Source organism: Trichodesmium erythraeum IMS101, assembly GCF_000014265.1.
GTDB lineage: Bacteria > Cyanobacteriota > Cyanobacteriia > Cyanobacteriales > Microcoleaceae > Trichodesmium > Trichodesmium erythraeum.
Genome location: NC_008312.1, coordinates 6,461,144 through 6,486,491 on the forward strand (window position 1 = coordinate 6,461,144; position 25,348 = coordinate 6,486,491).

Consider the following 25,348-nt stretch of genomic DNA (forward strand, 5'->3'; position numbering starts at 1 on the left):
CCACTACAACATCTAATTACACCAAGACTATCGAATCTTAATATAAATTATGCTCTCTACCCTTTGCATTTTCCTATCAAATAAACTTAAAGTCTGAAGAATCAATAATAGTATTAATAGCATCAGAAAAAACAGGAATATTATTGATAACTGCTAAATCAAAAGCAGGACTATTGTCGTCCTGAAGATTAGGGTCATATCCTAGAATAACTTTGCTATTTAAACTATTATTGACATAAATAAAGAAAGCTGGATTTGTACCAGAACCATTTTGATTTTTCAAAATAGAATTAACTTGCTGTACATTTTCAAATTTATTCTCAAAAATAATCAATTCTTGTTCGCTAATATTTTGACCTTGTGAACCTAAATTATCCAGAGAAACTATTACACTGAAAAATTCTGTAGCAGTACCAGGAGGATTAGTTAAATTACCAAAGTTCTTCGATCTAAACAAAAATGCATCTACATTATCCCCATTAAAATCAGTAATCACATCAACTCCTTCGTTAGGTACTTCAAAGAAGAAAGAATCAGCTCCTTGATTACCAGTTAGTCTGTCAGAACCAAATCCACCATTTAATATATCATCTCCTAAACTTCCATTAATAGAATCGTTACCTTCTGTTCCACTTAAGAAATCGTTTCCTTCATTACCGTCAAGAGTGTCAGATCCTGAGCCACCAAACAAAGAGTCATCACCTATGCCACCTAGAATACTGTCACTATCAGCACCCCCATTAATAGTATCGTTACCGGAATCACCTCTAAGAGTATCATTTCCTAGATTACCCAATAGGGAGTCGTTGTCATCTCCTCCAGATAGGGAATCATTATCTGTACCGCCGTCAAGGGTATCATCACCTAGCCCACCTTCAAGAGTATCTTGTTGTTCTGCTCCTAATAATAGATCGTTGCCACCTTGTCCTAACAAAGAGTCATTATCAGCACCACCATCAAGAGTATCGTCCCCTATTCCTCCAAATAATGTGTCAGTTTCTTCTCCTCCAAATAAAGAGTCGTTACCAGCTTCGCCTAATAAGATATCTTCTCCAGCTCCGCCATCTAAAATATCATCTCCATTACCACCACTGAGAGTATCGTTGCCAGAATTTCCTATTAAGTAATCACTTTCTTGAGTACCATTAATGTTATTATTACCATTTCCTCTTTCAATAATATTATCAACCACTCTAATGCTAAAAGATGTACTGGCAATACTTCCGCCATCACCATCAGAGACAGAAAAGAAAAAAGGAAAATTACCTGCTGTATTACCAGGAGTATACAGAATTAAATTGTTATTAATATCAGCCTGAGAGAAAGTATCATTCTGATTAAGACGTTTATTAACCAATCTAAGATTACCTTGTATTGGTGTTCTAATAAGGTTGTAGGTAATTTCTTCTATTGTGTTGTCGGTATCTGTAACTAAAAGATTAGTATTTAATATATTTTGTCTGGCTCCATTTTTGAGAAGAATAATACCTCGGTTGTTTGCTAACTGTGGTGGATCGTTGACTTTGATATTAACTTGGGCAGTATCAGAATTATTATTCCCGTCACTAATACTATAGCTGAAACTATCATTTCCCTTAAATGCAGGATTAGGAGTGTATACATAAGTTATACTATTTTCTTTTAGTAACGATCCGTTTTGTGGTCTATCTATAGCTGAAATACTGAAAGGATCTCCTTCTGGATCAGAGTCGTTTTCTAGGAGTTTTTCAGCAGTAATAGTTAATGGTTCATCTTTATTAGTTATGAAGTTATCATCCTCTGCTTTGGGTGGCAAATTAGAAGGTGTTGGTGTTGGTGTTGGTGTTGGTGCTGGTGTTGGTGTTGGTGCTGGTGCTGGCGCAGGTATTGGTGCTGGCGCAGGTGCTGGTGTGACCCCAGCACTTATTCCTAGGGGTATTGATACTGTTACTGTTAATAAGTCACTGTTAGTACCACCTACACTAACAATTGTGTTACCGGGGTTGTTTATGGGTTCTACAATATTTGGTGTGGGTGCTGGTGTTACGATTGGCGTGGGTGCTGGTGTTACAATTGGTGTGGGTGTTGGTGTAACTCTAGGAGGTGTTGCTCTGGGTAGTGAGACTGTTACAAAACTACTAGAGTCAATAGTGCTACTTTCAACTCCTGCTAATACTGCTAGGAAGTCACCATTAGTACCACCTACACTAATAATTGTATTATCGGGGTTTTCTTCGGATGGAAAAATACTTAGATCTTCAAATGTCAAACCGTTACTAAGATTAATTAAATCTTCATTGCTGAAGTCACTTATAAAGTCTGCACCACTAACTCCTGGACTTTCTGAGTTGGGTTCAAGATTAAAAGTATCTTGTCCAATACCACCTGTAAGTGTATCTTTACCAATGTCTCCTGAGAGAAAGTCTGCACCAACTCCTCCTTCTAGAGAGTCTGCATCTTTGCCACCAAAAAGTACATCATCTCCTGCGTTCCCTTCTAGAATATCTCTACCTGTTTCTCCAAATAAAGTATCTCCACCATCATTTCCTAATAAGCGATCGTCACCTACACCGCCAACTATTGTATCATTGCCAATATCCCCATTAACTACGTCATTGCCTCGATCGCCAAATAATAAGTCATCCTCTCCACCACCTATAATACTATCATTATCTTTACCTCCAAAAATACTATCGTCACCTTCATTTCCCAATATGGTATCATTTTCGCGATCGCCAAATAATATATCACTACCACTATTTCCTAGGAAAATATCTAAACCTTTCCCCCCCCGTAAACAATCATTTCCCAGACCTCCGTCGAGAAAATCATTTCCGGCATTGCCGTTCATGTAGTCTTGACCTTCACCCCCAAGGAGGGAGTCATTTTCATCTAGAGCAAAAACTGTATCATCTCCTGACAATGCTCTAATTAGATCACTTCTTGAACTTCCAATTATGGAGTCGCTCAGAGGAGTTCCCTCTCCCAAACTTTCAATAAAAATTGTTGGTGCTAGTTCGACTTGTTGTTTAACTGTTTGTGCCATCTTAATTTTTCCTCATAATTATTTTTGGGAAATCTCTTACATCAATGTGGGATTATTGTAATAGTTTTGTGGAATGAGCATCTTATATCATGTACCCTTGAATACTTATACTCTGGATGAGTTGGGCAGAAGAGAACAAAAAGCACTTATGGCAGAATGTTTTTGATCACTTATTACCCCGACATGATATTACCAGTTCCTTATATTTTCTGGCGGATAGGATGCTCATCCCACTTGCGTGAAATAGTATAACATCCTTTAATTTAGCAACTCCTTTTTTCGCCTTTTTGAGAAAGGGAAGGAAGTAGAATGTTTTTAATGACTCGTTGGCCAAGAGCGTGATTACTTTTTCGGTAAAGCTCTAAGTTTTAAGTCCTTAGCATGAAACATCTCTGCTTATTCTCCATTTATATAAAGTCAAAATCATCTGCCTCAATAATAGTTGAAATTTTATCTTTTTCTGGTTCAATAGATTCAAGGATACCTAACTCAAAAGTAGGCAAGGTATCATTAGCCAAACTGGCGTCATAACCAAGAATATATTTGTTACTTTGACTATTAAGGTAAAGAAAGAAAGCAGGGCGATCGGCAGATCCATTTTGTACATTTAAGGCAGCATTAACTGCTTGTGCATCATCAAACTTTCCTTCAAAAATAACCAATTTAGCATCAGCAATACTCAGACCTTCAGAACCAATATTTTCGTCCTGGAGAATTACACTAGAAAAATCATTATTAGAAAAATCATCATTGTTCAAACCACCAAAGTTAACAGATGTAAACAGGAATTTATCATCACCTTTACTGTCAAAATCAAGGATGATATCAATACCTTGATCAGCCACCTCATAAAAAAATAAATCATTCCCACCACCACCTATTAACCTGTCAGAACCAGAATTTCCAGTTATAGTATCATTGCCAAGACCACCATTAATCCGATCATTGTCATCACCACCTTGGATAGAATCATCTCCTATGTCACCCAAAATAATGTCTTGACCAGAACCACCATCTATAGTGTCATTACCATCATCACCTACCATTGAGTCATCACCATCTTCTCCAAATATTGAGTCGTTTTCTGAACCCCCTAAAACGGTATCTGCTCCACCGCCACTAATAATAGTATCGTTATTAGGACCACCATCTATTAAATCACTACCTTCTCCTCCAGTTACAGAGTCGTTATCAACTCCACTGCGAATAGTATCATTACCTGTATTCCCAGCTATACTATCTTGTCCATCTACTCCCAGAATAGAATCGTCACCTGCTCCTCCAATAATACTATCGTCACCATCTCCTCCTACTAAACTATCGTTATCTGCCTCCCCAAAGATACTGTCATTTCCTTGACTTCCCAAAATACTATCATTACCGCTACCACCAAAGACACTGTCGTTACCATCTCCCCCTATCATAGTATCTTGTTGAGTTCCACCAGATAGACAGTCATCACCAGAGTTACCAAAAATAGAATCATTTCCTTCATCACCACTAATATAGTCACTGTTATCCCCACCATCAATAATATCATCTCCTGCTAATCCGAAAATGTTATTACTTAGGGCAGTACCAGTGAAGTTATTAGCTTTATTAGTTAATGTTCTAGTATCATCAGCTATACCGATACTGAACGAAGTTAAAGGAACTTTACCACCATAAGTATCAGAAACGGTATAGCTGAAAAAGTCATTGCCTGCTGTATCATCGGGAGTAAATTGTAGTAAGTTACTATCAATATCTTGTTGAGTGAAAGTATCTTCTTTTCGTAACCGGGATGATCCTTTTCTGAGAATACCTAAATCTGGAGCATCTTCTATTGTATAAGTTAAGGTTAAATCATCAGGAATATCATCAGCATAAGAAACTTGCAAATTATTGGAAGTAATGAAATTTATACCTGAATCTTTTTCTATCACTATACCAGTATTTTTAACTAGCTCTGGTTTTTGGTTCACTGTAATTGTTACATTAGCACTATCACTTCCCCCATCGCCATCACTAATAGTATAGCTGAAACTATCAGAACCAACAAAGTCAGTATCTGGAGTGTACTCAAATATTCCATTGCTTTTCTTCACTAACTCTCCATTGGAAACCGTACCAAAATCAGTTACTGTCAGTGGTTTTTCTTCAGGGTCAGAGTCGTTTGTTAAGACATTGATCTCTACAGATATATCTTGACTAGCTTCTAGCTCATCATCTTGCGCATTAGGTGAAAGGTTGGGAATAGGTGGAGCTGTCGGTGTTGGTGCTTCTGTCGGTGTTGGTGTTTCTGTGGGTGTTGGTGCCTCTGTGGGTGTTGGTGCCTCTGTCGGTGTTGGTGCTTCTGTCGGTGTTGGTGCTTCTGTCGGTGTTGGTGCCTCTGTCGGTGTTGGAGTAGGAATAGGAAACCCACTAGCACCAATAAAATTACCAGAATTAATACTATTACTATCAACTCCTACTAAAATAGCTAAGAAAGGACCATCAGAACGATTCTGAATTATTGTATTACGGCCTTCTAACGTAGGACTTTCATAAATAACTAAATCGTTAAAACCAAGACCACCTCCTAGACTAATTAGGTCTATATTATTGTTAAAGTCGGCAATAACATCTGCGTCAAAAACTTCCAAAGCACCATTTTCAGGACTAATAAAAAATGTATCATTACCCTCACCACCTATCAGAGTATCTGTGCCTAAACCTCCCCCTAAAGAGTCGTTGCCAGAATCTCCTTGAACTTGGTCGTTACCATCTCCACCATTTATAGTATCGTTATCTTCGTTGCCACTCAGCAGGTCTGCTCCTGAACCTCCAAATATTGAATCGTTGCCTGAACCACCAAATGCTTGGTCATTGTCTTCTTCCCCAAAGAGAGTATCATTCCCATCACCTCCAAACAAGCGATCAACCCCTAGACCACCACTAAGAACATCTTCCCCCGCGTCACCATTAACATTATCATTACCCTCCCCACCAAAAACACTATCGTTACCATTTCCACCAGTAACCGCATCATCCCCTTTGTCTCCATATACGAAATCATCTCCTGCATCACCAGAAACATTATCGTCATCTTTACCCCCAAATATAGTATCTCTACCATCCCCTCCATTTACAATATCATTCTCGCGATCGCCAAACAATAAATCATTACCATCTTCTCCTAACACAAGATCATCATCTTTTCCTCCACGAACATTATCATTTCCTGGGTTTCCTATTACTGTATCATTCCCCCGACCTCCGTTAATAAAATCGTTATCGGCATCACCTCTAATTTCATCGTTGCTAGCTTCACCAAAAATACTATCGTCACCCCCAGCTCCAAATATTACATCTCCTTGGCTACTACCAATTAAGAATTCATTATCAGGAGTTCCTCGAAATGCCCCTTCGACTCTGATGGGTGCTCCTTCATTAAATACCTTAATGTTAACCGTCGCTAGGGAACTAGTTGTTCCATTACTTGTCTCATAACTAAAGCTATCAGTTCCGATAAAGAGTTGTCTGGGAGTATAAGTGAAAGTACCTGTATTATTTTCCACTAATGACCCATTTGTAGGCAAGCTAAAGTTAATAATGGATAGAGGATTTCCTCTCGGATCGATATCGTTATTGAGAACATTAAAACTAACAGCTTGGTTTTGATTAGTTGTCGCTTCATCATCTACAGCTATTGGTGGTGGCGGTGGTACTGGTGAAGTAGTTGGTGTTGGTTCTGATGGCGATGGTGTTGGCAATGGCTCAAAATTACCGTTAATAATAACGCCAACAAGTCTGCCACTGTCATCTCTAACTTGGATAACTTCTGTTTTTGGTGGTTCCGGTATTGGTGCTAGTGTTGGTGCTGGTGTTGGTGCTGGTAATTCCTGAAACTCACCGTTAATAATAACGCCAACGAGTCTGCCACTATCGTTTCTAACTTGGATGACTTCTGTTGATATTGCTTCCGGTGTTGGTGCTGGTGTTGGTGCTGGTGCTGGTGTTGGTGCTGGTGTTGGTGCTGGTGTTGGTGCTGGTGTTGGTTCTGGTGTTGGTTCTGATGTTGGTGCTGGTGTTGGTGCTGGTGTTGGTTCTGGTGTTGGTTCTGGTGTTGGTTCTGGTGTTGGTTCTGGTGTTGGTTCTGGTGTTGGTTCTGGTGTTGGTGCTAGTGTTGGTGCTGGTGTTGGTTGTAATGGTTGAAATTTACCATTATCCTTGTTGTAACCTTTTATAGAAACACCATTTATTTTTTCAGTAACTATTTCAATATTTGTTATTGTTCCTGCTGTTGCCATTCTTTTTCTTCCTTTAAAAATTTTATTTAAATTTATTGACGATATTTATTGACAAATACTCTATTTTATAATAGACATTAATTTTTGATTAGTCTTAAATTTGGCCAAAGACTACAATAAGTATTTATTCTGAATTGTGCAACTAATCAGTATGGGACATAGAACTGTAGACCAAAGGTAAAAGTGGCCCTGTTTGCTCCTGCCCATTGACAGCCAAATCGCTGTGACAAAGGTAAATCCGATGTTCATTTGACCCATTAACTGAACTAGAGTTGGAATAACTGACACGACTTAACAAATCTAGCAAAATTCGTCGCAATCTTTCCCGATCAGATTTTTGAGAATCTTCAATAGTCCAACATTTTCCTAACTGGCCTTGCAAAAATAATGTTGCTCCGTAGAGAGTGGCAGTACCTCCACTTAACCACAGAGGAGAACCAATATCCAACCAAAACTGCCATCTATGACATTTGCGACTAGCTCGGTATTGAAAAATCGTCGCCAAAGTTACCGCTGAAGGTGAACGACCCATTAAAGGGACTGGATATGGGTTCGCACTAACAACACCTCTGCGTAAAAACTGGATAAACTTCTCCACTGTACTAGAGGATAAACCTTCCTCCATTGAATCATCAGTCATATCTTCTGTTGCTTGCAGTTGGGAGTTTTGTTGTAATCTACGCTCTACTTCCCAATAGTGGGTTGCTGTTTCCATTAACTCTCGTAGCCCTGATAACTGAGCAAAAGAAAGATAACTAGAAATAAAAAATTTTTGAATTGCTCTATCTAGTAAAAATATTGGGTTAGGTAGTTGACCTTCTTGCTGTTGGGAACGCTGTTTTTCTATCCACTCTAAAATCTGATTATAAACATAAGTTGCTTGATGTCCCACCCGATCCCATCTAGAAAAAGTTCCTATGGGTAATAACTGTGGATGTGTAATATCTGGATAAAAGCAATTATCCGCTAATAAACCTGCCCTTACTGGATCAATATCATTAGTCTTTTGTAAATTTTCCTGACCATCTATTTGTTTTTCCCCTTTAGTAATTGACCTTTGACTTAATACCACCAGCATTTCTGCCACAGCATCACGATCTACTAGACGACCCAAACCAGGATAAACTAAAGTTAAAATAATCAACAATGCTCTAATCATCGGATAGCTAATTAGAGGACGTTGTTCTTTAAGAGATTCCACAGCAATTCCATCATTCTTGAGACTTGAAATCAAACTATAACGAGCGATCGCATCCAAACCAGGAGCTATTATTGCTACTTCTTCAGGCTTTATACCTAAACTTATATCTTTAACTATCACCTCTGCTATTTTTCGTAATAAAGCTACCCTGGATCTAGTTATAATAGATTTAAAATAAGTTGGGAGTTGATCAATATTCAGGTAATTATTGACGACTAATTCGATAATAGGTTCCCCTATTTCTTGTGCTAAATTCTGAGGATTTTCTAATGTTTCTGTTTGACAGCGCTTTTGTAGTTTTGCGAGATATTCCGGGTCAGCCCCCAAACCCAACCTAATACTACCATCAGGATTATAAGTAAAAACACTTATAGCTCCATTATCTAACAGAAAGTCAAACAACTGATAAGTTATGGCTGGATATTCATCCACATCATCTGCCAACACAAACGGATAGCGGTGAATTAAATGTTGCTGATAGGTAGAGTTGGGTAATAGATACCGCCAGTACAACTCCGTGATTATTCCGTACGTTAGGAAACCTCCTTGCCAACACCAATCTCGCCACTCTTGCATTAATTCTACTATATTGGCATAGAAGTTATCTAGAGTACTTAGGGAACCAGTCCCTACATCCTCAAATCCCTGTTGTAAAATCATTTCGATTTCTTTTGTAGGCGTACAACTGAAAGCAGCCAACTGAAATAAGTCTAGAGTTCGACGTATCATCCGCTCTAAACTAATCCCTGGCTGTTTGAGTTTATCTATCTGAGGACGCCAAAATCTACTAGCAAGTTCCTGTTCTTTTTCGGGGCGCAGTCGCAAGGGAAATTGCCCCCTCAAATCCAAGGTTTGAATGAGCAATGGCCAGAATAAGATTACCTCATCCTCAAAAAAACCCAATGGAGTAGTTGAGTAATAAGGGTATTGTTCTGATGTAGCTTCCGAAATTCTATCTATCAAATTAATCCGGCTCTTTGTATTAGCAGCTAAAACCAAAATTTTGGGTTCAGTATATTGGAAGTTCCCTATTTGATTATCACGATCGCTTTTGAGTTTTTCTACCTTCAGTACGGGAACAACTTTATTTAGGGGAGATTGAATCTCTTGGCCTCTGATACAGAATTCTTTTATTAACCGACTTGTTTTACCACTAAGAGTTTTTCCTGTAATCCATAGAGAAGTATCGGGCACTGTTAATTATCCTTTTTTGATTAATCAATTATAGTGCTTTGCACAGGGAATAAGGAATAGATACCTGGCGAAAAAATTTTTTTCTAGTATTTAGATTACACTATAATCTCAATTTTGATGAATCTTTATTATAAATGCTAGGGAGATTGTATCCAACACTCCTAATTCAGAAGCAACAGAGAAAAATTCAGAAAAAGTAAATGTTGAAAAAAAAGGAAAAATATATAGATATAGCTGTTTTATATAAATTGAAGCAGCTATTTTTAACCATATGTGATATAGGTTTACCTTTGTTTATATGGGGTTGTTTTTTTCAAACTTTGAAAATAACATTTTTCTAACCTTGATGCTACCCTTGAAAGGATATCTACTAATACAGGAAAAATCACAGAAGTTATCTAACAATGATTTAAATTACATCAATCAATAGTATTTAGGAATAGAAAATAAAAGTATAGCAAAGTTTTTGATCATTAGTACAAAACTATAACGTTTTTTGATATTATTAAATAATCAAAAAAATATTAGACAAGTGCGAATTTGGAAGTAAGACAGCTACAGCTAATGAAAATTTTGTCTAGGAAAATTTGCCTCATATATTCTATGAGTGAAACTGTGAAACATCAGCATATTTTATCAAAGAGTGCTGCCATATTTTAAAAGTCTTAGAGCCAAGCCATTAACAATATTAGATTTGAAAAATATTACAGCTACATTGTGCATAACTTTACTCGGTAGGGTGAAAAATATATTAGTAAAAAACCCTTTTTCTCATAAAAAAGATGATCAAAAGTTGGTGCGGTTAGTAGAGGATTAAAATCTTTTCCCAAATTTGCTGTATTATCAACCTCTATAGATAGCTTTTTGTAATATTTCTTTTGGCTCTAACTTCAGATATCTTTTACAAGTCCTAATCATAACAAATCAGGACTTACAGACAAATTTCATAATACCAATTCTCATGCATTAATCCTATACTTAAGTAATACTTCAGAAATTTAAGTAATTAACACAAAGGGAATAACCTTAATTACCGAAAAATTAGGTTTAAGGCCTCGTCCATAACCAGAGCGTTTTCATTGAAGGCGATCGCCAAAAAAAATAAAAGGGCTCTTTTTAGTGGTAAAATTAAAAAATTGTTTTTTTTGAATATATATGTTGTATGTTAAAGTAACATACTCCCAAAATTGCGCTGATAAAGGTAATGCAGAACTATTCAGTAATGTTCGCCCTTAGCAATTACAATTTTGAGGTGAGCTGATGCCCTCCCCCCGTATCAACCTTAATATCTATACATCACAGATAAGTTATTATAATAACTGTATTAATAAATTGTAAACAGCTATAAGAGAAAATAAGGACGAACCACATATATAGTGTCCGGCTTTCATCCCAACACTCTCCTTTTCAACCCACCCTTCTTACTAGTAATGGTTCATGAATTTTGTACATTGGGTCATAATCAACATTTATGGACCAAAAAGATTCCTTTCATATATTAATGTCTAATATCAAATGCCGGTAAAAATTAGGGAACTCTCTAAAGAAGATTAAATCTAGCATTACTCAAAATTTCTCTTTTCAGGAGAGAAAAAAATATTTGCCATCTGTATTTTAATATGGGTGCTTCAGCAGTCCATACTGATCAGGTGATAACTGAAATTACTTTAACTATAACCTGTAAAATTTTCTTTTAATGAATACACCAACTCATGGAATTATTAATCTAGCACTTCTTATTAAACCTCAAACACCACAGGCTAATCTTGCTATTGTAATTGGTGGAATTTTACCCGATATCCCCATCTTTATTTTCTACTTATGGGCAAAATTTATTGCTCGTTTGCCAGAGGTAAAAATTTGGTCAGAAGCATATTATCAACCATTTATACAAAATATTGTTGCCATCTTTCATTCTATTCCTTTAGCTATAATTTGCTGGCTAATTTCTTACTATTTTGGTTGGCAAATTCTACAAGTTATCTGTATTAGTTTACTCTTGCATTCTCTATTAGATTTGCCAGTACATAATGATGATGCTCACAAACACTTTTTCCCTTTCAGTAACTATAGATTTATTAGTCCGATTTCTTATTGGGATCCCAAACATTATGGTTCAATTGTTGCTTTGATAGAAATTTTGCTAGTTTTATTAGCAACTTTACGAGTATTTCCAGGAATTAATTCTGTTATAGGAAAGGCATTAATAATTTTAGTAAATATATTTTATTGGGGTAGTTATAGTTATTTTTATCTTCGTTCTAGATTTTTAATCAACTAGATAACTACGTAATACAATAATATTAGTGATTATCAAATGTCTAATACTAACCTTGATAAATAAATATTTACTACATTTTCTTGAGAGTAGGTAGGGACGTTGCTAGGAATGCCCGCAAACAGGAGTAAAGATACAGCATGATCTCTGACAAATAATTAACAAGGAGTGAACAATAAAACTCTGCTGCTGGGGGATATTACATTGTAAATGTAGACCTCAACCGCAGCAATAAGTTCTGTAATGATAATTAAAATGTCCTGATAGCTAACATATCAAATCAGCTTAAAAAGCCTGTTTTATACCAATTATCAAAAACCTTACTAGACTTATATTTTGTATTTTTAAATATTCCTAAATTAATGTAATCTTATTGTTGACTAACATCTGTGATTTCTCCAGTTCTAGTTGACTAATTTCGATGGGTAGGATAAAGGTTTGAGAAATGGGATTAATTACTTAATAATTAAGATGTCACCTAAACATAGCATTCTTTTTTTAGCCTTGGTTTAAAACATTCCCATATAAACAATTAACCTTTTAGCTTTTTCATTCTTGAATTTAAGAATATCGAATATTAAAACAACACCACTCTTCTTTTTTCCAAAGAGTAGCTACAACCCAACCATTTTGTTCTAAAGTATCACCAATTAATTTAGCTTGTTCTAATAGAATACCACTTATAATACCCCAAGTTTTCGGTTTAGCGATCGCTGTGAGATGTGGAATTATATCAATAATAACCTCAGCTAAAATATTGCAGACTATACCATCGACAGGTTTAGGACATAATTTAATTAATTTTTTAATATCTCCTTGTTCAACAATTAATTTTTCCGCCTTTATTTGATTCAATTTTCCATTATTAATAGTTGATCTAATTGCCAAAGGATCGATATCCACAGCATAAATCTGATGTACTCCTAATAATGCTGCTCCAATAGACAAAATACCACTACCACAACCAATATCAGCGATTATAGCTTCAGGATGAGGTTCCAAACCCAAACGCATTTCTAATGACTCTAAACACAATTGCGTAGTAGGATGAGTACCAGTACCAAAAGCTGCTCCTGGATCTAAACGGAGGATAATTTTATCTGACTGCTCTGGTAAATCTAACCAAGCAGGATGAATCAGAAAGTGATCGCCAATTTCTTGAGGTTGCCAATATTGTTTCCAACTACTTGCCCAATCTTCTTCCTCAATTAAATACCAATCCATTATTGGAACTGGAAAATTCATACATAGAGCATCTTGACGGAAATTTAAACTCAGAGCTGATAAGTCTAACAGTTGAGTTTGCTCTTCTGGTAAATAAGCTAATACCAAACAATTCTTACCTTGAATCTGACTTGCGGTGCCACGACAACCAAAACTATCCAGACGCCAGAATATTACTTCCTCTAGACTTTTGTTACACAATACTCTAATTACCCACCAGTTATAAGCCATAAAAGTTGCAGCTTTTCTAAGTTATATTGGAAATTTTTGAATTGAAGTAGTATATTCATCTAAAATTACTTAAATATTTCATCTTCCAAGTTCCCCACCCCAACCATATAATAAGTATTCAACCAGATTTTATATAAGCTCTCCAACCAATGAGATAGCTTGAAAACTAGAGTTAAAGGATTTAGCGCTCCAGATAAATACTTGTGGGTGAAAAAACTCTCAAGCCCTTTTCAGATTAATGACCTCACATCACAATCAAAACCCTATAGGCACATTCAATAAAATGTTTTTAATATAATCTAGGGAAATTCAAACCACTGTAATCAAGCTTGTAGAAGAGAAATCAAGTTTTTTGAGATGAGGGAATTGTATCCCAAGACATAAGTATACAGACTCAGTCTTAAGGTTTCGCAGCACAGCGCGAAAAGCATTTCCCTGAGCGAAATAAACAGTAAAGCTGCTCAAGAGAGAAGCAAATTTCATAAAAGCAATGAATCACTTTTATGCCCAGCAATCCCTAGCCTGAAAACAGAACCATATCTGAAATAAATGCCTTACGACATTTAATTATATCATAACTTATACACCAAAACAAGAAACCGGGTTTATTGCTATTATTATTGTTTTTCACGAATCTAGGGAAATGCTCTAGCTCAACCCGGTTTGATCGACTTTTTATACTTTATTTATAGTTGACACTACCGAATTTAATATTAACAAAATATCGGGGCTTTTAGGTATAACAGTACTTCAAAGAGCAACTGTATAAGCATTCCTAATTCCTGGTTCTTTAAGAATTTCAGTTAATATTTCTTCTGGTAATGGGTCATCAACACTTAATACCATTACAGCATCACCTCTAACAATTTTACGTCCCACCTGCATACTAGCAATATTGACATTAAAACTCCCCAGAAGTGAACCAATTTTACCAATAATTCCCGGCATATCTCGGTGGAGAGTCAATAACATATATGGGCTAGGAGGGACATTAATTGGAAACCCATCAATATTAGTAATCCGAATCTCATCTTTTCCCAGCAAAGAACCTCGAACATTATGTTCACCCAGAGACCCTTTTGCTTCTAGATGTAATGAACCAGTATAATCTCGTACTGAATCATCTCTAGTTTCCACTACTCGAATACCTCGTTCTTTAGCTTCAATAAAAGCATTTACATAATTGACGCGCTCTCGCAAAGCTTGAGAAAGTAATCCCTTTAAAGCTCCTACTACTACAGGTTTACTATCTCCACCGGCCAAATCTCCTTCAAGACGAACATTGAGAAAATCAATACGCCCACCGGCTAACTGACTTACCAAATTACCAAGAGTTTCGGCCAATCGTAAATAGGGCTTCAGTTTTTTTAAAGTATCAGGATACATACCAGGGATATTCACTGCCGATCTGGCAGGCAGCCCTAACAATACATCTCGAATTTGTTCAGCAACATCTATTGCTACATTCACTTGAGCTTCAGCAGTAGAAGCACCCAAATGAGGAGTCATCACAATTTTTTGTCCCAAATCTCGTAGTGGGGACTCAACTTCTAGAGGCTCATTTTCATATACATCTAAAGCAGCTCCAGCAATTTTTCCTTCTTTTAGAGCTTTGGATAAAGCAACTTCATCAATAATGCCACCTCTAGAACAATTAATAATCCGAGCTGTGGGTTTCATTTTGGCAAAAGTTTCAGCATTAATTGAGTGATAAGTTTCGTCAGTTTTGGGTATATGGAGAGTAATATAATCAGACTCTTGGACTAAAAGATCCAGATCTACCAAACTACAACCCAATTGTTCTGCTCTTTCTTCAGAAATAAATGGATCATAAGCCAAAATTTTCATTCCCATAGCTTTTGCTACCTTAGCTACATGGGAGCCAATTTTACCTAAACCAACAACACCGAGAGTTTTTTTGTAGACCTCGACCCCGACAAACTTTTTGCGGTCCCATTGAGCATTGATAATTGATTGGTTAGCTTCTGGAACGTGGCGCGACATAGATAACATCATTGCCAAAGCGTGTTCTGCTGCAGCAATTGTATTTCCTTCTGGTGAGTTGACTACCACAATACCTTTACGGGTTGCTGCTTGTACGTCTACATTATCTACACCCACTCCAGCACGACCAATAATTTTTAGTTTATCGGCAGCTTCTATTATTTCTTTGGTAACTTTGGTACCAGAGCGAATCATTAAACCATCATATTCTGGTATAATTTTTACTAGTTCTTCTACTGGTAGACCTATTTTTATATCTACCTGAGCTACTTGGGAGAGAATATTTATTCCATTTTGATCGATTGAATCAGATACAAGAACTTTTGGCATAGGAAGTTAGTTAAATAATTGGGTTATTTGATTATTTTTCTTACTGAAACTTCTGCTTCAGTTTAATTTTTTTGTGCCTTAAATAACAACTATACTCTTCAAAGTAACAGTATGGGCCTCTAACTTAATTGATTGTCAGAAAAATTTTAGCTAAACTCTTGAGAAGCTTCACACCATAATTTTCAGTTTTGTCTGAAATTAATCGACTCTAAATTCATGGGAGTTGATGTCCCATGAATTTACAAACACTATACAAATACTAGTTTTTGTCTTAATAGTAAAAATTCATGTTACTATTGTCAAATCTGAAAACAATGGACAAAAAAACAATAAATGTAAATCTAAATTGCATAATTCAAGATTACTAAAATTGTGGCCTAATGTTTCCGACAAGTTATTATAGAAAATCAATTCCTATCTACACTGTCCTATGTTGATGTGTTGGGATCTATACCCCCCATGAATTAACAAATATATGGCGGTGGGTTATCCCATTCTTAAACAGCCCCCTTGTCCGATGCAACAGCGGGACTGGGAAGCGATAAGCACACACTATATCGCCTGGTGATTTTAGGAGTATGTTATATTGCCTTTATTAATTTATATGAATTATCTCGTCGCTGTATTATCAGACCGCATTCAAGCTGAAGCTGCCTATTCTGCTTTGGAAAAAGAGGGTTTGCCTATTAAGCAAGTGGCAATACTTGGTCAGGGATATAAAACTGCTGATGAATATGGCCTAATCGATCCTAATGAGCAAGCCCGTAAACAATCACTCCGTATGGTGACTTGGCTTATACCTTTTGGGTTTGCTGCTGGTTTTACTTTTAGTCTGATTACAGGTCTGAATACTTTTGCATGGGCAGGAGAATTTGGCAATCATTTTATTGGTGGTATCTTGGGTAGTATTTCTGGTGCAATGGGTGGAACTTTTGTTGGTGGTGGAGTCGGTGCAATGCTTGGCAGTGGTGATGCTTTACCTTATCGTAATCGTTTGAAAGCAGGTAAATATTTGATTGTTGTTAAAGGTTCGGAGTCTTTGACCCGTATAGCAACTCGCACTCTATATAAGTTTAAACCAGAAAATATTCAAGGATATTCTACGCCGGAAAGTTAGAAGTCAGAAGTCATAAGTTGAAAGTCGGAAGAATCTTACAGTATAGAATTATATGGGTTTAGGCAACAGACCCAATAAACGTAAGTTTTAACCTGAATATAATAGATTTCATCAATGGTAAAGCACAGCTATAGTAGGCCAGGTTTTACTTAAACCCCGTCTGGCCCGGCGAGATATTTTTTAATATTTGTATTTATTATGCTAGAAATATGCTGTTTTTGAGGCTGAGATAAATATTATCTTTCCCTCCTGAATTTTAATTTATTTCTTCTTCTTTCTTACTTACTTAGAAATAATAATTATGTTACCAAAAGAAGAACTACTTAAAGGAATCCAAAATCGGGAAACTATCACTAGAATAATAGACTTAGCTGAACAAGCTATTAAGACTTGGGAAATTACTCAGAGTGATTTTTTATCCCCACCAGAAATATTTGAGTCGGAAACAATTTTTCAAAAATTAACTGAGGTAGACATCGTTTCATGGGGTGGTTATCCTCAAGCTGAACGAAAAAGATTGGCGATCGCTCGTTCAGATTTACCTATTGATACTTCGAGTGTAGAACTAAAAGCTATTAATATTGAAGGAAATTTTCTGTTTGATACTGCTACTCACCGAGACTTTCTTGGTTCTATGTTAGGTACAGGAATAGAGAGAGAAAAAACAGGAGATATTATTGTTTTGGGAGAACGAGGTGCTCAGGCAATTGTTGTTCCTAAATTGGTGGAATATTTAGAAATGAATTTTCAACAAGTTCGGTCTGTTCCTGTTAAAATTAAACCTATAGAATTCAGTGAATTAAAAATAAGACAACCGAAAAAGAAAGAGTTAACAACTGTGGAAGCTTCCATGAGATTAGATGCCGTCGCTTCGGCAGGTTTTGGAATGTCTCGCAGTAAAATGGTTGACTTAATTGACGGAGGAGATGTAAGGGTTAATTGGAAAGAAATTAGTCAGGCAAGTTATACAGTAAAAACTGGAGATTTAATTGCTATTCGAGGAAAAGGAAGGTTAGAAGTAGGGGATATTGCAATTACAAAAAAAGAACGTTATAGAGTGCATTTGACAAGATATGTTTAGTAATTCATCATATCATAGTAATAACTTGAGAGATTTGCTTTAATTATTATTCAAATTTGATAAGCCATATCAGTTAAGATTTACTGGGGAGATTTTTCCTTGAAAAATTATTCTTTGAAATCTTTTCTAAAGTAATTAGAATATTCTGGGATTATGGTTTTATTCTAACACTGTTGTTATTTGATATGAATATGAAGCAATTCTCAGATAATTGATATTGACAGTACTAATTATATTTAAGATTTCTTGAGTATCAGTTGTACTATTAATAGATAATTCTGTTTGTTCTTGAACTGTATTTATATTAAGTAGGTCACTCTTAAAATTTGTCCCTATATAACAAAATATAAATTAATCTCAAATCAACTGTCTGAAGGAGCTTAGAGTTAGTACAAAAATTTTAATATAGCCAAGTTTTTTTCACGCCTACCTACTTAGTTGGTTTGGTTATTTTTGCGAGTGGGAATTACACAACTTTTAAACCCAAATTTTTTCTGTGAGAGGAAAAAATCAATAAAATTATTAGTCAACTAATCAAAAAAATGGAAAGACATAGCTGTACAAAAAGCTTTATAAGCATCAGTAAATATCTTCAAAAATTTATGCCCCTATTGCCTTTGTCATCCTTCAGTTAGCTGATCCCAATTTATAAAATTATAAGCACTTGAATACTAAGATAAAATGGCTATCTTGTCTCCATTTATATCTGACTTGATATTCTTTTAATCCCAACTATCATGAGCACTTCTCGGTAAAAAACCTCTATTCAGTTTCTGTTTGAGTAGGTATTTACTATCCATTTAAATGTCACTTTTTACCTCTCAATATTGGTAATTAAATAATCAATCTCTGTTGCCTTTTCTATAGAACTAGCATTCATAGCGATAGGGAAAGTTTTTTCTCTTTGAAGGGGTGAAATTGAACCTTTAAATGTTCTCACCCAAACTATTTTTGGTTTTTCTACACTTAAGATAACTGGCTCAAAATCATTTTTTGGTATGGTTTTACCTAATTCATCTTTTCTAGTTTCTATTTCCTGAAATAATTTTTGTTTAACTACTATTTTTCTATTTTTGGCGGTGCCTCCGCGCATATTTTAATTCCTGGTTTTCGAGTTTTTTCAACAATCTTGTATTATTGCTTAATCCCAAATCAATTAAGACTATTCCTAAAGGATGACTTCTGGTCAGAGTAGAGTCTATTTATACTATTCCTTAATCCTACTTTTTCTGAAATAATTTGTCATGTTTTATCTCTGGTAAAGAGCTTGAATTTTGAGCTTATTTAATGTTATTAGGAAAATTTTTTTTGCAATCAGCAATCATGGGTTATTAAGGTTGCTATTCCATTATCTACTTTACCGATTTATCCAATGTATTGTTGCCCTACGACCGATGTAAAATAACCACTTTTGCAGTGTCCAGAATCGTCTAAATTAAACTAAATTCTTTCTTAAATTTAGCTTGAAAAGGTTTATTAATTATTTCTAAGCTAGGTTGATTGATTTTATTTAGTTCTCAAGGAGAATCTGAGATAAAATTATGTAGCCGATTATAAACTATTCCAATAGAGTTATTGAGAATTTACAATATGTTTTTCCTTCAAATATGCTTTATTAATCCACCTAGATAATGGCAAAATCATATTTTTTGAGGTTGATTTTTCCAAAAATTGTCAAACTTTTGGTACCTCTTTCAAAGCAGTGAGGCATGGTGTTAGGGGTTGTTTATCTCATCTAATAAAAGTTTTGAGGTAAAATCTTTTTTTAAAAAGTATTATAGCCTAATTTTACCGATTAAGTTTTGTAAGTTTTACTAGGTGTATAACTTGAAATTAATTTAGATCTTTTAGACCGGATAAGGTTTGATAAAATATTTGTCTTACCTGAGAGACTTATAGTGGAATTATCCTCAATATTGTTATTGTTATTATTTAAGGAAATTTCTTGATTAAGTAGCTGATTATTAAGTACATTCTGATTAGGAATTACTAAGGTAGTATCTAGATTTTGATTCACTCTATCATTATGAATAAAGTTAGTTATAGTAACATCAACATCTCCACCAATAACTGTTTGCTCTCCTGCGCTCAGGCTATCTCCAACATCGTCATCAATAATAACATTGACATTTCCAAGAATAACTGTTGGGTTTCTTGTAGTAATATCTTCTGATACTCTTTGTCTTAAACTTACTATTATACCATCTGATTTCAGATCTATATTATAGGTTGTAATGTAACCATCTCTCACGTCTACAAACGAAAATTTATCACCCTTGGTATAATTGTTAATTATTAATTCTCAAAAACATGACTATCAAGCTCAACCAAACAGAAGCCGTATCAATGGCCACAGCCATCAAAGCAGGGGAAACTACTGCTGAAATTTTAATAAACAAATGTCTTGAACAAATTTATGAGAATAACCGAACTTTAAATTGCTTCACCGCTATCACAACAGAAAGCGCACTTAATGCTGCCAAACAAATAGATAGAGACATTTCTCAAGGCAAAAACCCCGGTCTCTTAGCAGGAATACCCTTCGCCGTCAAAAACCTCTATGACATTGCAGGTTTAACCACCCTTGCTGGAGCCAAAATTAATGCCGAAAACCCACCTGCTACCCAAGACGCAACCGCCGTTACCAAACTAAAAAAAGCAGGTGCAATTCTGGTTGGTGCCCTCAATATGGATGAATATGCCTACGGTTTTGTTACAGAAAATAGTCACTACGGTGCAACACCTAATCCTCATGATCTCAGCCGTATCTCCGGGGGTTCCTCTGGTGCCTCTGCTGCTGCGGTTGCTGCGGGTTTAGTACCCATTACCCTTGGTTCCGATACGAACGGTTCCATCCGCGTACCTGCTTCTCTCTGTGGTGTTTTTGGGTTTAAGCCGACTTATGGACGTTTATCACGAGCTGGCGTTTTTTTGTTTGCCAGTAGTTTAGATAATGTTGGACCCTTTGCTCGCTCTGTACGAGATATTGCCACAGTTTATGATATTTTACAAGGGTCGGATACAAGAGATCCAGTTTGTACTAAACGTTCTCCTGAAAGTTGTTTACCTCAACTCAAACAAGATATTAAAGATTTGCGCATTGCTATTGCTGATGGTCACTTTGCCCAAGGTGGTGAACCGGAGGTGTTTACAGCAGTGGAACAAGTGGCAGAGGTATTGGGTGTCACTCAGCGGGTGACAATACCTGAAGCAGATCGGGCGCGAGCTGCTGCTTATATTATTACTGCGGCTGAAGGCGCAAATTTGCATTTGGATAATTTGCGCATCCGTCCCCAAGATTTCGATCCAGCAACTCGCGATCGCTTTTTAGCAGGTGCTTTAATTCCGGCAGACTGGTATATCCAAGCTCAACGTTTCCGCCGTTGGTATCAAAGTTCTGTTAAGGAAATATTTAATGATGTAGATATTATTCTAGCTCCAACTACCCCTTGTATTGCACCGTTGTTAGGAGCTGAAAAAATGACTATTAATGGGGAGGAGGTGTTAGTACGTCCGAATTTAGGTTTGTATACGCAACCTTTGTCTTTTATTGGGTTGCCAGTTTTGTCAGTTCCTATTCGACGTATTAATGGTTTACCTTTGGGAGTACAAATTATTGCTGCACCTTATAATGAGGCTTTGGTATTGCAAGTAGCAGCAGTGTTGGAATTTGAAGGGCTAACTACTGAAGTCAAATAGGTTTGTTGGGTGTGGGAAAATTAAAAATCCTCAAAAGTTTACTCTTAATGGTTTTTAGAATTTTAGGTTTGAAGAGCACTATAAACGTTGACTAATAATGGCTATAGTCATTTTTTTTATTAATTCCCAACAATTATAATCACAAGTAGCAAATAACTGGAGAAAATTAATTATACAAACAACTAATAATATATAACTCTATAAATGTCTGGTATTAAATGTATCATCATTTGCACTTTTCTTGGTTGTTACAAGTAAATTACTAATCCTTTTTGATCATGTTTTTAACTGTTTTGTGCATTTACTATAATGAACAAATAATTAACCAAGGATGGTGGTTGGAGTTCTGAGACGATCGCCGACCTATTTTCAATAAGCTTGATTTTGTATTTAGTTATAGTATTAGTCAAAATAATTTGACAAAACATCCGTAAAAAAATTTGATGGCTTGCTTGTCACCCCGTGAAATTTTCGCTATTAACTTATCTATACCAATGGAGTCCGTAACCGTTTATGTTTTTTTTCATTTTTATCAACCTTAGCAAAAACTTTTTAAAATACCTGAAATAGAGCAAGGCTTTAAGAAGCTTCAAAAAATAATTAATTATTTCAAATAATTTATTTTTCCTCTGCTTAAAATGATAAAAGATGGATAATTACTTGAGATAAAACTATAGCTATTTTATCAAGGTTTTATTATTTTTGTAGAGGCACAACATCATGAAAAAGTGAGTAATCTAAATAGAATCTACCATCAATTCCCGTAGAAATCAAATCTACAAAACGCTGATGCCAAAGAATCTGATCTAATCTATAAACATGGCGAGCATGAATAGTTTGAGAAACAGTTTCATCTAATCCTGTTAGGGTTATAAAGAGTTGAATACTCTGATTATTTATATTTTTAAAATCATCTTCAGACCAACCATATAGAGGACTATCTTTATCAATTTGGTGCATTACTAACCAGGTAAGAGAAAGCATAGGTGTTTCAGAACGAACCAATTTTAAATCACCAAATTTTCGCAAAGAATGCCCTTCAATACTAACCTCCTTATTAAGTAATACAGTTGCTTTAACTTCAGCTTCTACTATCCAGTTTTGGCGTTGGTTAGCAATACGAAACATGAGGGTAGGTACACCATCATAAGGAGAAATAACTGCTATCCTACTGAAAAGCACTCGTGCTGTTGGCAATGAGAACCGAGCAAACATTAATCCTGTAATCATTGCTATACCAATTAAACCAATAAAAACTTCTATAGCTACTAATATATGAGTATAAATATTTGTTGGATACATAGCACCATAACCAATAGTAGCTATCGTTTGTATGCTAAAAGAAAAAGCATCAATAAAGGAACCAGGTTTAGCATTATGAATTCCATCTCCACTACCTAAATATAACAATGCAAAAATAGTATTAATTAGAAAATAAAAACTAATGATTATTACCCATAATTGTCGCCAAGAAATTGTCATTAACCAATGATAAAAATCACTCCAGTAAAAACTAGGAATTCCTTTAATTACAAAGTCCATAAGACCAACTTTTCTTGCAAAGGCTTTTTGTTTTTTTGTTGTGTTCCTTTTCATGATAATTATCTAATATAGTAATGTGTAGATTAGTTGCGACAAAATTCCATACTCAAAAAGTTTAGGATAAATGAAAGAAGTGAAAATTTGCAATGCAAAAAACTTAAAATATAGCAGTGAGCGCTGGCATATTTACATTCCAAATCCTCTAAAGTAAGTCCTTATAATAAATATTGTAAATACACTAGCGCACTTTCCTATAACTTAACTTTTTTTAAAGAACTACAAAGATAATCAAACTGTCTTATAAAACTTTGGGCTAGCAACCGAATATATCCTTCAAAACTTTAGTTATTAAGTAATAAATTAAGTTTCAGCAACATTTTTAATAATTCTAGCTATTTGACTTAAACTACTTATTTAATCAAAGCTTACTGCCTGCAGATATTGCATGCAAAGCCCCTACCTATTCTGAATAAATTTATCTAAATCTGGTACGTTTACCCAAGTACCAGTTAAATTAGATTCATGGGTTAAATCCATTAATAACTGAGAATAAACACCCTCTTTCAAAGATGGAACTAGAGATTTTCCTGCAACTATAGCCTGTACCCAATTATCAACTACTCGAATAAAAGGTGCAATTCTACCATCAGAATAAACCTTCGGAAAATCTAAATTTTTAGGAATGTTTATTTCTCCTAAAGATTCCCCATTTTGAGAACCCCAAACTTTAAACCCATGTACATAATCTTTTTGATTATCGCTACCAACAATTAAAGTACCTTTACTACCATAAACTTCTACCCAATGACCACGCCCTTGATAGGTGACTGAGCTAATACAAATTTGACAGGGAGTACCATCTGCCAACTCCAACATAATGTTACAAGTATCATCTGCATCAACTTGTTTTAATTCATTTCCTGTAGCAGGGTCAGGACGAGTTTTAATGGATGTATTAAGTTGTCCCCAAAGTTTTTTAGCAGGACCAAATAACCAGTTAATATAATCAAAAGTATGGGAAGCGATCGCTCCTAATGCACCACCTCCTTTATCTTTTTGAGAATACCAATTCCAAGGACGGCTTGGGAGAGCACGACTTGATGCTAACCAATCAATTTTAATTAGGCGTTTATCCCCCACATATCCATCTGCTAAAATTTTGGCAAATAGTTGCCAAGCAGGAATATAACGAAACTCAAAATCCATAGTTACTAAACATTTATTAGTAGCAGCAAGATGATATAATTCTTGAGCTTCTTCTGCTTTTAAAGTTGTGGGTTTTTCTAACAATAAATGTTTCCCAGCGGATAATATTTGCTTTGCCATTTCATAGTGTAGAAATGGAGGAGTTGAAATGGTTACGGCAGTAACTTCAGGCAAGTCAATTATCTCTTCAATAGTGTTAAAAGCATAAGGAATATTATGGCTTGATGCAATTGATTTAGCTTTTGTATAATCTCGATTATAAACTGCTAAGACTTCAGTTTTGTGATGTGCTTGTAAACCTGGTATATGTACCTTTTGACCAAATCCTGTACCGATAACTGCTACGCCAATAGTTTGATTTTTCATTGTTTATAAGAAGTAAGAAGAAAAAAGGTAAGTTTTTAGTAATAATGATCAAGTCTTTGTAGTGTTGCTATTTTCCCCACAATGTACGTCAATAAGATGAAACATCCAAAATTAAATTGTTTAAGCTTAATGTATGCTGGCTGATTAAATATAAAAACCTTATACAGTAATAATTTCAACCATTTTTTATCATCAACTATGCCCACAAGGTCAGCTAAAGTATAGTTCCTTCTTTTAATTCTTCTTGGAGACTAATTCCTCCTTATAACTGATAGCTGACAGCTAAGTGCTTACTGGGTATTTCATTCATCACCTATAAAAAGCGTCAGGGAGCAAGTGCGGCAGCTACAACTGCCTGACTATAATTTTATAACTACATATACAGGACTACCAAATCTGATAAAAAGAGGTTAATAATTAAATATAAAAACCAGGACTTATACAAGTACAATATATATAACTTACTAATTAGTCCTGATCAGGTCTCATTAATTAGCCATCATAAAAATATTTTTATTACATTAATTGCTCCCAATTTTCAATGCCTTAAAGTTTGACCATAGTGGGTATTAAAAGAGA

The 25,348-nt window shown here is 35.4% G+C and carries 13 protein-coding genes; 4 read left to right on the plus strand and 9 right to left on the minus strand.

The window, feature by feature from the left end:
- Nucleotides 1-76 precede the first annotated feature (76 nt).
- The 3 genes from TERY_RS31305 to TERY_RS20175 form a co-directional block, all read right to left on the minus strand.
- Nucleotides 77-3,025 (minus strand): cadherin-like domain-containing protein, encoded by a 2,949-nt coding sequence (locus TERY_RS31305; RefSeq protein ID WP_011613525.1) that lies wholly within the window; start codon nucleotides 3,023-3,025, stop codon nucleotides 77-79.
- A gap of 407 nt (nucleotides 3,026-3,432) precedes the next feature.
- The gene (locus TERY_RS20170; protein ID WP_011613526.1) at nucleotides 3,433-7,296 is read right to left on the minus strand and encodes an Ig-like domain-containing protein; all 3,864 of its coding nucleotides are present in this window, start codon (nucleotides 7,294-7,296) and stop codon (nucleotides 3,433-3,435) included.
- A gap of 142 nt (nucleotides 7,297-7,438) precedes the next feature.
- Complete coding sequence (locus tag TERY_RS20175) at nucleotides 7,439-9,691, minus strand: hypothetical protein (RefSeq protein WP_011613527.1); 2,253 nt, start codon at nucleotides 9,689-9,691, stop codon at nucleotides 7,439-7,441.
- Nucleotides 9,692-11,387: 1,696 nt separating this feature from the next.
- Between TERY_RS20175 and TERY_RS20180 the strand changes: the two genes are divergently transcribed.
- Complete coding sequence (locus tag TERY_RS20180) at nucleotides 11,388-11,972, plus strand: hypothetical protein (RefSeq protein ID WP_011613528.1); 585 nt, start codon at nucleotides 11,388-11,390, stop codon at nucleotides 11,970-11,972.
- Between the two features lie 558 nt (nucleotides 11,973-12,530).
- On the opposite strand, the gene prmA is transcribed toward TERY_RS20180, so the two are convergent.
- Entirely contained in the window at nucleotides 12,531-13,424 is an 894-nt protein-coding gene (gene prmA, locus TERY_RS20185) for a 50S ribosomal protein L11 methyltransferase (RefSeq protein WP_011613529.1), read from the minus strand.
- Between the two features lie 750 nt (nucleotides 13,425-14,174).
- Nucleotides 14,175-15,758 carry a phosphoglycerate dehydrogenase gene (gene serA / locus TERY_RS20190; protein ID WP_011613530.1) on the minus strand — a complete coding sequence of 528 codons (1,584 nt, stop codon included), beginning with the start codon at nucleotides 15,756-15,758 and terminating at the stop codon, nucleotides 14,175-14,177.
- A gap of 604 nt (nucleotides 15,759-16,362) precedes the next feature.
- Between serA and TERY_RS20195 the strand changes: the two genes are divergently transcribed.
- The gene (locus tag TERY_RS20195) at nucleotides 16,363-16,875 is read left to right on the plus strand and encodes a hypothetical protein (protein WP_011613531.1); all 513 of its coding nucleotides are present in this window, start codon (nucleotides 16,363-16,365) and stop codon (nucleotides 16,873-16,875) included.
- A gap of 301 nt (nucleotides 16,876-17,176) precedes the next feature.
- Nucleotides 17,177-17,956: a photosystem II S4 domain protein gene (locus TERY_RS20200; protein ID WP_011613532.1), complete on the plus strand. Its 780-nt coding sequence runs from the start codon at nucleotides 17,177-17,179 to the stop codon at nucleotides 17,954-17,956.
- An 814-nt stretch (nucleotides 17,957-18,770) separates the two neighbouring features.
- Here TERY_RS20200 and TERY_RS26480 read toward each other — a convergent pair.
- Both TERY_RS26480 and TERY_RS20210 read right to left on the minus strand, forming a co-directional pair.
- Nucleotides 18,771-19,049, minus strand: a complete 279-nt coding sequence (locus TERY_RS26480) for a hypothetical protein (RefSeq protein ID WP_011613533.1) — start codon at nucleotides 19,047-19,049, stop codon at nucleotides 18,771-18,773.
- 702 nt (nucleotides 19,050-19,751) lie between these two features.
- Nucleotides 19,752-20,207 carry a hypothetical protein gene (locus tag TERY_RS20210; RefSeq protein ID WP_011613534.1) on the minus strand — a complete coding sequence of 152 codons (456 nt, stop codon included), beginning with the start codon at nucleotides 20,205-20,207 and terminating at the stop codon, nucleotides 19,752-19,754.
- Between the two features lie 59 nt (nucleotides 20,208-20,266).
- Here TERY_RS20210 and TERY_RS20215 point away from each other — a divergent pair, with 59 nt between their 5' ends.
- Nucleotides 20,267-21,655 (plus strand): Asp-tRNA(Asn)/Glu-tRNA(Gln) amidotransferase GatCAB subunit A, encoded by a 1,389-nt coding sequence (locus tag TERY_RS20215; RefSeq protein ID WP_011613535.1) that lies wholly within the window; start codon nucleotides 20,267-20,269, stop codon nucleotides 21,653-21,655.
- 696 nt (nucleotides 21,656-22,351) lie between these two features.
- Here the strand turns inward: TERY_RS20215 and TERY_RS20220 are convergent.
- Both TERY_RS20220 and TERY_RS20225 read right to left on the minus strand, forming a co-directional pair.
- Nucleotides 22,352-23,251: an ion channel gene (locus tag TERY_RS20220; protein ID WP_011613536.1), complete on the minus strand. Its 900-nt coding sequence runs from the start codon at nucleotides 23,249-23,251 to the stop codon at nucleotides 22,352-22,354.
- 402 nt (nucleotides 23,252-23,653) lie between these two features.
- Nucleotides 23,654-24,769: a Gfo/Idh/MocA family oxidoreductase gene (locus tag TERY_RS20225; RefSeq protein WP_011613537.1), complete on the minus strand. Its 1,116-nt coding sequence runs from the start codon at nucleotides 24,767-24,769 to the stop codon at nucleotides 23,654-23,656.
- Between the last annotated feature and the right edge of the window lie 579 nt (nucleotides 24,770-25,348).

Bases quoted from the DNA above. Each gene is read 5' to 3' on its own strand.
- TERY_RS31305 (WP_011613525.1), bottom strand. From the start codon at position 3,025: ATGGCACAAACAGTTAAACAACAAGTCGAACTAGCACCAACAATTTTT.
- TERY_RS20170 (WP_011613526.1), bottom strand. From the start codon at position 7,296: ATGGCAACAGCAGGAACAATAACAAATATTGAAATAGTTACTGAAAAA.
- TERY_RS20180 (WP_011613528.1), top strand. From the start codon at position 11,388: ATGAATACACCAACTCATGGAATTATTAATCTAGCACTTCTTATTAAA.
- prmA (WP_011613529.1), bottom strand. From the start codon at position 13,424: ATGGCTTATAACTGGTGGGTAATTAGAGTATTGTGTAACAAAAGTCTA.
- serA (WP_011613530.1), bottom strand. From the start codon at position 15,758: ATGCCAAAAGTTCTTGTATCTGATTCAATCGATCAAAATGGAATAAAT.
- TERY_RS20195 (WP_011613531.1), top strand. From the start codon at position 16,363: ATGAATTATCTCGTCGCTGTATTATCAGACCGCATTCAAGCTGAAGCT.
- TERY_RS20200 (WP_011613532.1), top strand. From the start codon at position 17,177: ATGTTACCAAAAGAAGAACTACTTAAAGGAATCCAAAATCGGGAAACT.
- TERY_RS26480 (WP_011613533.1), bottom strand. From the start codon at position 19,049: ATGCGCGGAGGCACCGCCAAAAATAGAAAAATAGTAGTTAAACAAAAA.
- TERY_RS20215 (WP_011613535.1), top strand. From the start codon at position 20,267: ATGACTATCAAGCTCAACCAAACAGAAGCCGTATCAATGGCCACAGCC.
- TERY_RS20220 (WP_011613536.1), bottom strand. From the start codon at position 23,251: ATGAAAAGGAACACAACAAAAAAACAAAAAGCCTTTGCAAGAAAAGTT.
- TERY_RS20225 (WP_011613537.1), bottom strand. From the start codon at position 24,769: ATGAAAAATCAAACTATTGGCGTAGCAGTTATCGGTACAGGATTTGGT.